11 protein-coding genes are annotated in these 13,681 nt (G+C 46.2%); 1 reads left to right on the forward strand and 10 read right to left on the reverse strand.

Annotated elements, in window-relative coordinates; all coding sequences use genetic code 11:
- Positions 1–17 precede the first annotated feature (17 nt).
- From hemB to hemA, 5 genes are read right to left on the reverse strand one after another with little or no spacing between them, the layout of a single operon-like run.
- Entirely contained in the window at positions 18–992 is a 975-nt protein-coding gene (gene hemB / locus RBH91_RS15745) for a porphobilinogen synthase (RefSeq protein WP_076763028.1), read from the reverse strand.
- A 3-nt stretch (positions 993–995) separates the two neighbouring features.
- Complete coding sequence (locus tag RBH91_RS15750) at positions 996–1,787, reverse strand: uroporphyrinogen-III synthase (RefSeq protein WP_307892166.1); 792 nt, start codon at positions 1,785–1,787, stop codon at positions 996–998.
- The gene (gene hemC / locus RBH91_RS15755; protein ID WP_307892167.1) at positions 1,777–2,718 is read right to left on the reverse strand and encodes a hydroxymethylbilane synthase; all 942 of its coding nucleotides are present in this window, start codon (positions 2,716–2,718) and stop codon (positions 1,777–1,779) included. Before hemC ends, RBH91_RS15750 begins: the two co-directional genes overlap by 11 nt.
- A gap of 34 nt (positions 2,719–2,752) precedes the next feature.
- Entirely contained in the window at positions 2,753–3,583 is an 831-nt protein-coding gene (locus RBH91_RS15760; RefSeq protein WP_076763034.1) for a cytochrome c biogenesis protein, read from the reverse strand.
- Positions 3,584–3,588: 5 nt separating this feature from the next.
- Positions 3,589–4,950, reverse strand: a complete 1,362-nt coding sequence (gene hemA / locus RBH91_RS15765; RefSeq protein ID WP_307892168.1) for a glutamyl-tRNA reductase — start codon at positions 4,948–4,950, stop codon at positions 3,589–3,591.
- Between the two features lie 188 nt (positions 4,951–5,138).
- Here hemA and RBH91_RS15770 point away from each other — a divergent pair, with 188 nt between their 5' ends.
- Positions 5,139–5,624: a hypothetical protein gene (locus tag RBH91_RS15770; RefSeq protein ID WP_076763039.1), complete on the forward strand. Its 486-nt coding sequence runs from the start codon at positions 5,139–5,141 to the stop codon at positions 5,622–5,624.
- A gap of 44 nt (positions 5,625–5,668) precedes the next feature.
- On the opposite strand, the gene yihA is transcribed toward RBH91_RS15770, so the two are convergent.
- The 5 genes from yihA to tig form a co-directional block, all read right to left on the reverse strand.
- On the reverse strand, positions 5,669–6,256 hold the full coding sequence (gene yihA / locus RBH91_RS15775) for a ribosome biogenesis GTP-binding protein YihA/YsxC (protein WP_076763041.1): 588 nt from the start codon (positions 6,254–6,256) through the stop codon (positions 5,669–5,671).
- Entirely contained in the window at positions 6,253–8,577 is a 2,325-nt protein-coding gene (lon, locus tag RBH91_RS15780; RefSeq protein ID WP_307892169.1) for an endopeptidase La, read from the reverse strand. The genes yihA and lon overlap by 4 nt, the downstream gene beginning before the upstream one ends.
- A gap of 219 nt (positions 8,578–8,796) precedes the next feature.
- Entirely contained in the window at positions 8,797–10,452 is a 1,656-nt protein-coding gene (lonB, locus tag RBH91_RS15785; protein WP_076763046.1) for an ATP-dependent protease LonB, read from the reverse strand.
- A 394-nt stretch (positions 10,453–10,846) separates the two neighbouring features.
- Positions 10,847–12,112, reverse strand: a complete 1,266-nt coding sequence (gene clpX / locus RBH91_RS15790) for an ATP-dependent protease ATP-binding subunit ClpX (RefSeq protein ID WP_076763048.1) — start codon at positions 12,110–12,112, stop codon at positions 10,847–10,849.
- A gap of 269 nt (positions 12,113–12,381) precedes the next feature.
- Positions 12,382–13,656 (reverse strand): trigger factor, encoded by a 1,275-nt coding sequence (gene tig / locus RBH91_RS15795; RefSeq protein ID WP_307892170.1) that lies wholly within the window; start codon positions 13,654–13,656, stop codon positions 12,382–12,384.
- Positions 13,657–13,681 lie beyond the last annotated feature (25 nt).

The following is a 13,681-nucleotide window of genomic DNA, read 5'->3' on the forward strand; positions in this document are numbered from 1 at the left end:
ACCTCCAGTTCATTTTCTTATTCAGCAATCCACTTTGCCGCATCTTTCGCAAAATACGTAATGATCAAATCGGCGCCGGCCCGCTTCATGCTTGTCAGCATTTCAAGGACAAGCGCTTTTTCTTCAATCCAGCCGTTTTGGGCAGCGGCTTTGACCATGGCATACTCACCGCTTACGTTGTACCCGACGACAGGCAGATTGCATTCGTTTTTCACCTCACGGACAATATCCAGGTAGGAAAGCGTCGGTTTGACGATCAGGAAATCGGCGCCTTCTTCCACATCGGATTTCGCCTCTCTGAGGGCTTCCCGGCGATTGGAATAATCCATTTGATATGTTTTCCGATCCCCAAACTGCGGGCTGCTGCCGGCTGCATCGCGAAACGGACCGTAAAAAGCGCTCGCATATTTTACAGCGTACGACATAATCGGCACATTTGTAAATCCTTCCTGATCGAGCGCCTCCCTGATAGCTGCAACGAATCCGTCCATCATGTTTGACGGAGCAATAATGTCTGCGCCTGCGCGTGCTTGGCTTACAGCCGTTCTCGCCAAAAGGACGAGCGATTCATCATTTAAAATTTCACCGTTTTCCACAAGGCCACAGTGGCCGTGATCCGTATACTCGCAAAGACATGTATCAGCGATGACGACAAGCTCCGGAAAATCTTCTTTAATTTGAGAAATCGCTTTTTGCACGACGCCATGGTCATGAAACGCTTCACTTCCGACATCATCTTTGTGCTCAGGCACACCGAAAACGATGACCGATTGAATGCCTAAACCAACGACTTCCTCCATCTCTTCTTTCAGCATGTCTAAAGACAGCTGGTACACTCCCGGCATGGAAGGCACTTCACTTTTCACGTTCTGTTCTTCCGTCACAAAAATCGGGTAAATGAAGTCAGATGCTCTTAATTCGGTTTCTCTTACCAATTTCCGCATGCCTGCTGTCGTACGCAGACGGCGGTGTCTATGAAATGATGCTTCCATTTTTCATTCTCCTTTTCTTGAAATGCGGCACATCGTCTCCAGCATTCCGTCAATTGTGTAAACGCTTGGCATGTATGAAGAAATCCCGTATTCCGACAGCGCCTTCTTTGTCAAAGGGCCGATGCTGACAAAAACGGTATGGCCTTTTTCGGCCCATATTTTACTTTCCGCTTTCAGAATGTCCATAAATGTATGTACCGTCGAAGAACTCGTAAAAGTCACAAAATCAAATGATTTCCGGGCCGCCGCTTCTTTCAGTTCATGAATTCCCCGCTGGTCAGGAACGGTCTCATATAAAGTCCATTCTGAAATATCAATTCCGAGGGGGGAAAGGGTTTTTTGAATGACATCACGCGATAAATTCCCTTTCAAAACCGCTACTTTGTCATCCCGGCTCACCTTTTGCTTTAAAGCCTCTGCCAGCTGTTCGGCCACATAAACATCTGGCATGAGATCCACCGGAAGATCTCTGTCTCGCAAATAACGGGCGGTTTTTTCACCGACAGCGGCAACTTTCGCCTTTGATGCTGCCGGCAGGGTCATCCCGTGATCTTCCAGGTATGCAAAAAAGAATTTGGCGCCGTTTACGCTTGTAAAGACAAGCCAGTCCGTCTCATCAAGAGCAGCTTGAAAAAGCGGCGCTTGTTCCGAGGATAAGGCGGGGCGGAATGAAATCAAAGACGTTAAAACCGCTTCTCCTCCCAAACCTTCCACTTTTCTTCCGAAAGATTGTGCTTGGGATTTATTGCGGGTAACGAGCACCTTTTTTCCCTGCAAAGGAAGCTCATGCTTCATGATCTTCCAGCTCCTGTTTGACCCGATCGATTAAAGCCTTTGCTCCTTTTTTTGACATGATCGCTGCACATTCGCGGCCGACAGCTTCAGGGTCTATACCTTCCACTTTTTCCTTGTACACCGTTTTGCCGTCAGGAGAGGCGACAAGACCGGTCAATTCAATGACATCCTCTTCATTCATCGTCGCAAATCCTGCAATAGGGACTTGGCATCCGCCTTCCATCGCATGAAGAAAAGCGCGTTCAGCCATGACCGTCTGCTGTGTATAGCGGTCATTCAGCCGGGAAAACAGGGACAGCAGCTCTTCGTCCGAAGCTCTGCATTCAATCGCCAAAGCGCCTTGCCCCACAGCGGGCAGACAGCTCTTTGGATCAAGGAATTCTGTTACGACATCTTCCTTCCAGCCCATTCTTGACAGGCCTGCCGCCGCTAAAATAATCGCGTCATATTGCTCCGTTTCAAGCTTTTTCAGCCTTGTGTCAATATTTCCTCTGATCCATTTGATCTCAAGATCGGGGCGAATCTGCAAAAGCTGTGCGCTTCTCCGCAGGCTGCTCGTGCCTACTACCGCTCCTTGTTTCAGATCCGCGAGCTTTTGGTGTCCCTTTGAAATGAGCGCATCGCGGACATCTTCCCGCTTCGGAATACAGCCGATCATGAGCCCTTCAGGGAGCGCAGACGGCATATCCTTCATGCTGTGAACCGCCATATCGATTTCTCCTGCGAGCATCGCCTGCTCGATTTCTTTGACGAAAAGCCCTTTCCCGCCGACCTTTGACAGGGTGACATCTAAGATCCGGTCGCCTTTCGTCACGATTTCCTTTATTTCGAACGTAAAATCCGGATTTAATTCCTCCAGCTTCTTGATTACCCATTTTGTCTGGGTCATCGCCAATTTGCTTCTTCTTGAGCCTACGATGATATTTCTCATGTTTTATCCTCCCACTTCCGTACGGGCAACCGTTTTAACTAAACCAATGAAATTGCGAAAAGCTGCCGAGTAAAAAGAAATTGATTAAAAGTACAAGAAAAGATGCGGTATTCCACATGGCCGCAATCCTTCCCTGCAGCTCTTTGACAATCCTGATAAATAAATAGTATCCATATAAAAAAAGCAGCACAATCGAACCAAGCACCTTGGGGTCCGTCCAGTACAGGGTTTCAAGTGATACATAAGACCAAATAATCCCCAGTATCAAGCTTAAGAGCAGCATCGGAACCCCGATGATGTTGAGGACGTATGCCATATAATCAAGCTTTGACAGATCTTCAATTCTCAGAAGCCATTTTCCCCATTTTTTCTTTTTCAATAAGCGGTACTGAAAAAGATAAAGCACCGAAAAGACGAATGACAAAGAAAATGCTCCGTATGAGAGAATCGCCATTGTAATGTGAATGATCAAAAGCTCTGATACGAGCCTTCCCGAAAGCTCTGCCGACTGCTGAGCCGTCGGTGTAAATGTGTGAATCGCCACCATGGAAAATCCGATCACATTTGTAAAAAAGACAAGAAAATCAACTTTTAAAAGCTTTGTCAGCACAAGGGACAGCGTGACAAGCACCCACGCGTAGAAATAAAGTCCCTGAGCGTTATTCAAAACGGGAAATGCATCTGTATACCGCATAAAATAGAAGAGATACACCGTCTGAAGAATCCAGACAATAGAAAGCAACCAGAAGGCCGTTTTTCCTGCCTTCCGGTTGTGCTGTAGAAAGTCTATAAAATAAAAGAGGACGCTGAGCGCATATAACACGATTGTCACTTCATTAAGCCTTGCTAGCAATGTGTCCGTCATAGCCGTCACTCGCTCGCGATCGAAGTAAAGCCCTGCTGATTTTGCTTTTTAAGCATATGAACAGGCTGACGCTCATCTTGTTCCTTTTCAGCCGGTAAAGCCGCTTCTTCAATATCAAAGATTTGCATAAACAAAGCGAGCTTCTCTTCGGCATCCGATTCTGACGCGAATTCCTTCACTTTCAAAATCGGGTCTCGCAAAAGCTGGTTGATAATGCTTTTCGTATGCTTGTTTAAAAGCTTTTTCTCTCTCGTGCTTAAATGAGGGAGTTTCCGTTCGATACTTTCCATCGTTTCCGACTGGATCGACAGGGCTTTTTCTCTTAAAGCCGAGATAACAGGCACGACGCCGAGTGTATTTAACCACTGCTTAAAGGCAACGATTTCCGCCTCGATGATCAGCTCCACCTCCTCGGCAACAGCCTGGCGCTCCTTCAAGTTCTCTTCAACGATGCCTTCGAGGTCATCAATGTCATACAAAAAGACGCCTTCCGCTTCGCTGAGAGCAGGGTCAAGATCACGCGGAACAGCTATATCCACCATAAAAAGCGGACAGCCTTTGCGAAGCTTGTTGACATGTTCAATCATTTCTTTTGTAATGACATACCCGTTTGCCCCCGTTGAACTGATGAGAATATCGGCTTCCATTAAAGCGCACTGCAGTTCATTCATGCTTTTCGCCTTGCCTGAAAAGCGGCCGGCAAGCTCTTTCGCTTTTGAAAAGGTTCTGTTGATGACCGTAACCTGTCCGATCCCTTGGCCGTGAAGGTTTTGAACGGCAAGCTCACCCATTTTGCCTGCACCGAGAATCAGCACGTGCTTATCTGATAGATCGCCGAAGATTTTTTTGGCAAGCTCAACGGCAGCATAGCTGACAGATACGGCGTTGGAAGCGATGTCTGTTTCGGCATGGCAGCGTTTTGCGACAGTGACCGCCTGCTTAAACAAATAATTGAAAACGGTACCAATTGTTTTCTCTTCCTGAGCCAGCTTGAAACTTGTACGAACTTGGCCCAAAATTTGCGTTTCTCCGATTATCATCGAATCCAAACCGCAGGAAACCCGGAACAAGTGTTCAACAGCTCCGTCATTTTCATAGAACTTTAAGTAGGGCGAAACGTCTTCCTTGCTCATCCCAAACCAATTCGCCAAAAACATTTTCATATAATAACGTCCGGTGTGCAGCTGATCTACGACTGCATACAGCTCCGTCCGATTGCATGTCGACACGATGATGTTCTCGAGTATGCTTTTTTCCTCTTTTAACTGCGACATGGCCTGCCCCAGCTCACTCGGCTGAAAGGTTAATTTTTCGCGTATATCAACAGGGGCTGATTTGTAATCCAATCCCACGACAAGTATATGCATAATGCTTGCTTGCACCCCCAACATCTATCTAAATTAGAATAATTACAATATAGAATTTATTATTCAAAACGATTATAACATATATTCACTATTTTCTCTTCACAAAATGTGAACAGATTTTAAAAAATTGTTGTGTTATAGTAGAAATTGCTTTTCTAGTTCATTCACAACATCAAGAAGGTGATACTTTGAAAAAGAAATCTGTTTTGCTTCCATTGTTATTGCTTGCTGTGTCCATATACGCCTTTTTGCGTTCCGGACAAATCAGTGTGTTTGACGGCCAGGGGGAATGGTCTGTCTTGGCGGGGCTGATCGGACTGGCCTTTTTATATCAGGGACAAAAAGAGGCTGATTCGGCTCATTTCTTTGCCGGCCTGCTCGTGGCTGCAATCAGCGTTTATTTCACCTTTAAACAGGAGCTTTTCGGGCATGCGGATGATTTTGCGGTCATCGTGCTGATTGCCGGAGCGGCCCTTCTGCTCAAATCTCTGCGGACAAAAGAATACCAATATGAGAGTTTGCTGATGATCGCCGTCGCTTTATACCTTTATTTTTTTCATCAGATCATCGCCTGGCTTCGTTCGATGAAAATCGAGACGGCCTATGTTGAAACCTATTGGCCTGCCGCTTTGATACTCGTCAGTCTGCTCTTATTATTCTTAAAACGAAAGTAGTTTATTCCAAAAAAGCACTTGCATCGTAGCGCAAGTGCTTTTTTTCAGCTGTTGATCATTTGTTCAATGGCAGACCACGCTTCTTGTTTTCCTTTTTTCGTTTCCGAAGAAAACAAAATAAGCTTGTCTCCCTGTTCAATATTCAGGGTCTGCCTGACGACTTTTGCATGCTTTTCCCATTTTCCTTTAGGGATTTTATCCGCTTTGGTCGCGATCACGATCACTGGGATATCATAATGCTTCAAAAAATCGTACATGATGACATCGTCTTGTGAAGGGGCGTGCCTGAGGTCGACGATTTGAACGACCGCTTTCAGTTCCTCGCGGGTCGTCAAATACGTCTCGATCATGCGTCCCCACGCCTCACGCTCCGTCTTGGACACTTTTGCAAAGCCGTAGCCTGGGACATCGACAAAATGGAGTACATCATTAATGATATAAAAGTTTAATGTCTGTGTTTTTCCGGGTTTTGAAGACGTTCTCGCTAAGTTTTTCCGGTTGATCATTGTGTTGATGAATGACGATTTCCCGACATTCGACCTTCCGGCGAGGGCGATTTCCGGCAGCCCCCCTTCAGGATACTGCTCAGGTTTGACCGCACTGATGACGATTTCTGATTTTGTTACTTTCATTTCTCTTCTCCCACTAATGCATGCTTTAGGACTTCATCCAAATGGGCGACAGGAATGAATGTTAAACCTTCCCGCACGCTTTTCGGAATGTCCTCAATATCTTTTTCATTTTCCTTTGGCAAAATAATCGTGTTTAGGCCGGCCCGATGGGCGCCAAGCGCTTTTTCCTTGAGGCCGCCGATCGGAAGCACCCGCCCTCTGAGCGTAATCTCCCCTGTCATGCCGACATTACGGGAAACCTGACGGCCTGTCAGCGCTGATACGAGAGCGGTCGCCATCGTGATGCCTGCTGATGGGCCGTCTTTTGGAACGGCGCCCTCGGGCACATGGATGTGAATGTCGTGCTTTTCATGAAAATCCGGGCTGATTTTCAATTCTTCCGCTTTTGAACGGACATAGCTGAAGGCAGCCTGCGCAGACTCTCTCATGACATCGCCGAGCTTTCCTGTTAAGATCAGCTTCCCTTTTCCCGGGGACAATGACACTTCGATTGACAGCGTATCTCCGCCGACCGCCGTGTAAGCAAGCCCTGTAACAACACCGATCTGATCATCAAGCTCAGCCTGCCCGTATCTGAACATTCGTTTTCCGAGATAGTCTTCAAGGTTTCTCTCTGTGACCGTTATTCTTTTTCTTTCGCCTGAGACGATCAGTTTTGCCGCTTTCCTGCATATGGCTGCAATCTGTCGTTCAAGGCTTCGTACACCGGCTTCCCTCGTATAATAGCGGATGACATTCAGAACAGCCTGATCACGCATTTGCAGATTCGTTTTCTTCAATCCGTGCTCTTTCAGCTGTTTAGGCAGCAGGTGGTCTTTTACAATTTCAACCTTTTCTACTTCCGTATAGCCCGCGATCGTGATGATTTCCATCCTGTCTCTAAGCGGGCCGGGGATCGTTGCTAAGTTATTTGCCGTTGCGATAAACAAAACTTTTGATAAGTCAAATGTCTCTTCAATGTAATGATCGCTGAATGTATGGTTCTGCTCGGGATCAAGCACTTCCAGCATAGCTGAAGCAGGATCACCCCTGAAGTCAGAAGCCATTTTATCAATCTCATCCAAAAGAAACACGGGATTGTTCTTGCCTGCTTTTTTCATCCCCTGAATAATCCGTCCCGGCATGGCGCCCACATATGTGCGGCGATGGCCGCGGATTTCAGATTCATCTCTGACGCCGCCAAGTGAAATGCGGACGAATTTTCGTCCGAGCGATTTGGCGATCGATTTGGCAAGAGACGTCTTTCCCACCCCCGGCGGTCCAGCCAGACATAAGATCGGACCTTTCAAAGAGCGGGTCAGTTTTTGCACGGCTAAATATTCGAGAACCCGTTCCTTCACTTTTTCGAGACCGTGATGTTCTTCATCCAGAATGTTGCCGGCCAGCTTTAAATCAAGCCTGTCTTCTGTCGCATCACTCCATGGAAGTGCAATGAGCCATTCGATATAATTGCGGATGACCGAGCTTTCTGCAGAGCTTGAAGGGATTTTTTCGTATCGGTTCAGTTCTTTCATTGCTGTTTCTTTCACATGGTCAGGCATTCCGGCCTGTTCGATTTTTTCTGTGAGTTTTTGAACCTCGCCCGTTTTTCCTTCTTTATCGCCGAGCTCTTTTTGAATGGCTTTCATCTGCTCGCGCAAGTAATATTCCTTTTGCGTTCTTTCCATTGAACGCTTAACGCGCTGCCCGATTTTCTTCTCAATCTCAAGGACTTCTTTTTCATTGTGAATCAGATCGATCACTTTGTTTAATCTGGCTTTCACATCGATGGTTTCCAGCACTTCCTGCTTGTCTTTCAACTTAAGCGGAAGATGGGAGGCGACGATATCAGCCATTCTTCCCGGCTCTTCAATGTCCGTCACAGCCGCAAATGTTTCAGCCGATATTTTTTTAGAAATCTTTATGTATTGATCGAAATGGTCAAGCAGGGTGCGCATGAGGGCTTCGTCTTCCACATCTTTTTCAGTCTCTTCATCGATTCGCTCGATTTTAACAGATGTATATTCATCTAAATCATGATATTCGAGGATTCGGGCGCGCTGAATACCTTCCACCAAAACGCGGATCGTTCCGTTTGGCAGTTTAAGCATCTGCTTGATTTTCGTATAGGTCCCGAATGTGAAGATCTCTTCTTCATTCGGTTCGTCTATGGATATGTCCCGTTGTGTTGCCAAAAAGATCATATGATCGTTCATCATAGACTGCTCAAGCGCCTGTACCGACTTTTCACGTCCTACATCAAGGTGCAGAACCATTGTCGGATAGACGAGTAAACCTCTTAAAGGGAGGAGCGGGATGTTTCGTTTCGTTTCATCTGCCATTTTGACTGACACCTCCGTAGCTTTAGTATGAACCATTATAATATACTTTTTTTATCCCTGTACAATTGTAAGTCCCGCGAAATAAAAGGGTCTACTGTAGTATACCCTTTCTTTCACTTCTGAAAAAGGAAAAGATGTCCTTCGCAAAGAAAACGTTCCTCCGGGCGTTTATGAGCCTCTTGACGCCGTCAAAAAATCCCCATCTGATCATGATGAGGATTATACAGATTCTTTTTTGATTTGAGCCCCGTCCGGCATTTCTGTAGGCGGGTTCACCAATGCGAGGTCAAGCACTTCCTGCATCGTTTTGACGGGAATGATATGGACCCCTTCAATCTGTTTTAAGATCGACTGGACGTTTTCATGCGGAATGATGACGGTTTTAGCACCCGCATGTTTGGCCGCTTTTATTTTCGGAATCACGCCGCCGATCGGCTTCACACGGCCGTGCAGACTGATTTCCCCAGTCATAGCGATCGTATGGTCAATCGGAATTTTATGAATGGCTGAGAAAATCCCCGCCGCCATCGCAATCCCCGCAGATGGTCCGTCAACCGGAATTCCGCCCGGAAAATTGATATGTATGTCATAATCGGAGGCTTTCACTCCCATTGTCCGCAGAACGGTCATGACATTTTCAAGAGAGCCTTTCGCCATGCTTTTTCTGCGGATCGATTTTGACTGGTTGCCGATATTTTCTTCCTCTGCAATACCTGTAATATTAATCGTTCCGTTATCTGCCGCCTGATTGACGGTTACTTCAATCTCCAGCAGCGATCCGCTGTTCGGACCGTGGACGGCAAGGCCGTTGACAATGCCGACTTGAGGTTTCGGAGCGATTTTTTGTTCATATTTCGGTGTCAGCTGGCTTGAATGAATGACCCATTCGATATCTTCGAGGGTTACATGGTCGCGTTCTTCCGTCAATGCCATACCGGCGGCGATCTGCATCATATTGACGACTTCGCGGCCGTTTCTCGCATAACATGTCAGGAGGTCAAGCCCTTCTTTTGAGACTTGTTTTTGAATTTTTTCTGCCGCTTTTTTGGCCACCGTTTTCAATTCGTGCTTTTCAAGGTCTCGGAAAAACACTTCCAAGCATCGCGAACGTATCGCTGGCGGGATTTCATCAGGCATTCTCGTCGTCGCTCCGATCAGCCGGAAATCCGCCGGCAGTCCGTTTTGAAAGATATCATGGATATGCTTTGGAATCTGCGTGTTTTCTTCACTGTAATAAGCACTTTCCAAAAACACTTTTCGGTCTTCAAGCACCTTCAGCATTTTATTCATTTGAATCGGATGAAGCTCTCCGATTTCATCGATAAATAAAACACCCCCATGAGCATGTGTGACAGCGCCTTGCTTCGGCTGCGGAATCCCAGCCTGCCCCATCGCACCAGCTCCCTGGTAAATCGGGTCATGGACCGAACCGATCAAAGGATCGGCGATTCCGCGTTCGTCAAAACGGGCCGTTGTCGCGTCAAGCTCTACAAAAACGGAGTTTTCTTGAAATGGAGAACGCTTATTTTTTTTCGCTTCTTCCAAAACAAGCCGCGCGGCTGCGGTTTTTCCCACCCCGGGAGGACCGTAGATGATCACGTGCTGCGGATTCGGTCCGCAAAGAGCAGCTTTCAGCGCTTTAATTCCGTCCTCCTGGCCGACAATGTCCTTAAAGTTTGCCGGCCTTACCTTTTCTGATAAGGGTTCTGATAAATGGATTGATCTCATTTTCCGGAGCTGTTCCATCTCTTTTTTGGACTCTCTGTCTATCGTAACCTTTTGCGTTCGTTGGTTTTTAAGCAAATTCCAAAAATATAAACCGATGATAATCCCGAAAAATAATTGTACAAAAAGTGCAATGCTAGTCCAGCTCAACTGATGGTCCCTCCTGAAATGGTTTCGTATCTGAGTATGTCAGTTAGTATTTCCTGAACAGAGAGGGAATAAACGTAAAGAAGGGGATAATTTTGCTAAAGAAAAACCCCCTGGAACTGAGAGGGTTTCAGCGTGTCGACAAACCCTCGCATTCGTTGTCAGGCCTGCTAAGTCGGTGCTCACATTTAAGGAAGGAACGGCGGCTAATCGCTCAAGCGTCCTGCCTGAACGCCGCTGTTACCACATCTAAAAGTAAGGAACGACGGACGTTCTGTCCGAACACCGTCGTCATCGCATCCTGTGAAAGCCCGATGCTCGTCCTTCCTAGACTGCAAAGGTTTCGGGTCACGCTGAAAGAATGACAAAACCCCCTGGAACTCAGGGGGTTTTAAACTTAAGCGGATGTTTTTTTATCTTTATTGACGACAGTGCCGTCTTTCAGAATCAGACGCGGCGGTTCGCCGTCGGTGACGGTTTGGCCCGTGATCACGCATTTTTCAATGTCTTCGCGTGACGGCAGATCAAACATCACGTCAAGCATAATTCCTTCGATAATGGAACGAAGTCCGCGCGCACCTGTTTTGCGTTCGATTGCTTTTTTGGCGATTTCTGTAAGAGCCTCATCTTCAAAAACAAGCTCGACATTATCCAGTTCAAGCATTTTCGAATACTGCTTCACAAGTGCATTTTTCGGTTTTGTTAAAATTTCAACCAATGCTTTTTCATCTAGCGGCTCAAGGCTGGCAATAATCGGAAGACGGCCGATGAATTCTGGTATCAGCCCGAAACGAAGCAAGTCTTCAGGAAGCACTTTTGAGAGCAGCACTTCTTTTTCAAGGTCTTCATGCTTGTTGTCAGAGCCGAAGCCGATGACCTTCTGTCCGAGACGGCGCTTGATGATTTGTTCAATTCCGTCAAACGCCCCGCCGCAAATGAACAGGATGTTGGTCGTGTCAATCTGAATAAACTCTTGATGAGGATGCTTTCTTCCTCCTTGCGGGGGAACGCTTGCAACCGTACCTTCAAGAATTTTAAGCAGCGCCTGCTGAACGCCTTCGCCAGACACATCGCGTGTAATGGAAGGGTTCTCGGATTTTCTCGCGACTTTATCAATTTCATCGATGTAGATGATGCCTTTTTCCGCTTTTTCAACATCGTAGTCAGCAGCCTGGATGAGCTTGAGCAGAATGTTTTCCACATCTTCCCCGACATAGCCTGCTTCCGTAAGTGATGTAGCGTCTGCGATGGCAAACGGCACATTTAAGATGCGGGCCAGCGTTTGAGCAAGAAGCGTCTTCCCGCTTCCTGTCGGTCCGATCATGGAAATATTACTTTTGGAGAGCTCGACATCATCGACTTTGCTGTTGGAGTTGATTCGTTTATAGTGGTTGTAGACAGCCACGGCAAGAGATTTTTTTGCCTGGTCCTGGCCGATTACGTATTCGTCAAGAATTTCGCGGATTTCCTTCGGCTTCGGAACATCTTTAAATTCCACTTCTTCTTCTGAACCGAGTTCCTCTTCTACAATTTCGGTGCAGAGTTCGATGCACTCATCACATATATATACGCCTGGTCCGGCGACAAGCTTGCGTACCTGATCTTGAGTTTTACCGCAAAACGAGCATTTCAATTGTCCTTTTTCCTCGTTGAATTTAAACATTCTTTCACCCCTTATATCCTTGTCATTCTGTTTCTTCGCCAGAAAGAAACATACGCTGTAAACATTCGTTCCATTATGTATTGCATTTTACCACACTTTCCAAAAAGGCGATAATGTTGTGTTTGCCTTTCCGGCATATTCAATATGTATGTTCATCCGCTTGACATTATCTATCCTTTCCCAAAGAAAAGCCGATAAGTCAAAATTGTATAAAACAAGGCACGAAACATTCGCGCCCTGTTTTATATAGAGTATGATTATGAAACATATTAACGGTTTTCTACAAGAAAATCAATTGCTTTGCGAACTTTTAAGTCCTCTTTCATTCCATCTGTAGAACCGATTGCTTGTTTGATATTTTCAACAGGCATGTTGTAAGCTTCAGCCATTTTAGAAAGCTCTTCTTCGACTTCTTCATCCGTCACTTGAAGGTTTTCTGCTTTGGCGATCGCTTCCAGCGTCAAGTTTGATTTCACGCGTTTTCCAGCATCTTCTTTCATTTGCTCTTTCAGCGCGTTTTCGTCTTGGCCTGAGAACTGGAAGTAAAGCTCAAGGTTCATGCCCTGCATTTGCAGACGCTGTTCGAATTCTTTCATCATGCGGTCAAGCTCAGTATCGATCATCGCTTGAGGAATGTCAGCCTCTGCATTTTCAGCGGCTTTCGTTACAAGCTCTTCGCGCAGTTTAGCATCCGCTTCGTTTTCTTTTGCTTCCTCTAGACGTTTTTTCGTTTTTTCAGTCAGTTCAGCAAGTGTTTCAACTTCTTCATCGACATCTTTCGCAAACTCGTCATCAAGCTCAGGAAGCTCTTTTGTTTTGATTTCATGGATCTTCACTTTGAAAACTGCAGGTTTGCCTGCTAGGTCTTCGGCGTGATATTCCTCAGGGAATGTGACTTCAACGTCTTTTTCAGCACCTGCTTCAAGTCCTGCAAGCTGGTCTTCAAAGCCCGGAATGAAAGAACCTGAACCGACTTCAAGAGAATAGTTTTCCGCTTTTCCGCCTTCGAACGCTTCGCCGTCGACGAATCCTTCGAAGTCAAGAACAACGGTGTCTCCTTCTGCTACTTTGCCGTCTTCTTTTACAACGAGTTCGGCCTGGCGCTCTTGAAGAGATTTGAGTTCGTTTTGAACGTCTTCATCCGTTACGGCTGTATCGTCTTTTTCAATGCCCAGCCCTTTGTATTCGCCAAGGTTCACTTCAGGTTTAACAGTTACTTTCGCTGTGAAGATCAGGTTTTCGCCTTTTTCGATCTTTTCAACATCGATTTCCGGACGGTCGACAGGCTCAATGCCCGCTTCTTCGATCGCTTTCGGATACTCGACAGGAAGCAGGATGTCCAGTGCATCCTGATAAAGCGCCTCAACGCCGAAACGCTGTTCAAATAATCCGCGCGGCACTTTTCCTTTGCGGAATCCAGGAATGGATACTTGTTTGACTACTTTTTTAAATGCATCATCAAGGGCTTTATTAAAGGTATCGGCATCTACCTCAACCGTTAAAACGCCTTCGTTTCCTTCTTGCTTTTCCCATTTTACTGACATGTGTTTCCCTCCAAGATCTATTCAG

It is taken from the genome of Bacillus swezeyi (assembly GCF_030908325.1).
Taxonomy (GTDB): domain Bacteria; phylum Bacillota; class Bacilli; order Bacillales; family Bacillaceae; genus Bacillus; species Bacillus swezeyi.

Coding starts and splice junctions, on each gene's coding strand:
- RBH91_RS15750 (WP_307892166.1), bottom strand. CDS start 1,787: ATGAAGCATGAGCTTCCTTTGCAGGGAAAAAAGGTGCTCGTTACCCGC.
- hemB (WP_076763028.1), bottom strand. CDS start 992: ATGGAAGCATCATTTCATAGACACCGCCGTCTGCGTACGACAGCAGGC.
- tig (WP_307892170.1), bottom strand. CDS start 13,656: ATGTCAGTAAAATGGGAAAAGCAAGAAGGAAACGAAGGCGTTTTAACG.
- lon (WP_307892169.1), bottom strand. CDS start 8,577: ATGGCAGATGAAACGAAACGAAACATCCCGCTCCTCCCTTTAAGAGGT.
- yihA (WP_076763041.1), bottom strand. CDS start 6,256: ATGAAAGTAACAAAATCAGAAATCGTCATCAGTGCGGTCAAACCTGAG.
- hemC (WP_307892167.1), bottom strand. CDS start 2,718: ATGAGAAATATCATCGTAGGCTCAAGAAGAAGCAAATTGGCGATGACC.
- hemA (WP_307892168.1), bottom strand. CDS start 4,950: ATGCATATACTTGTCGTGGGATTGGATTACAAATCAGCCCCTGTTGAT.
- RBH91_RS15760 (WP_076763034.1), bottom strand. CDS start 3,583: ATGACGGACACATTGCTAGCAAGGCTTAATGAAGTGACAATCGTGTTA.
- clpX (WP_076763048.1), bottom strand. CDS start 12,112: ATGTTTAAATTCAACGAGGAAAAAGGACAATTGAAATGCTCGTTTTGC.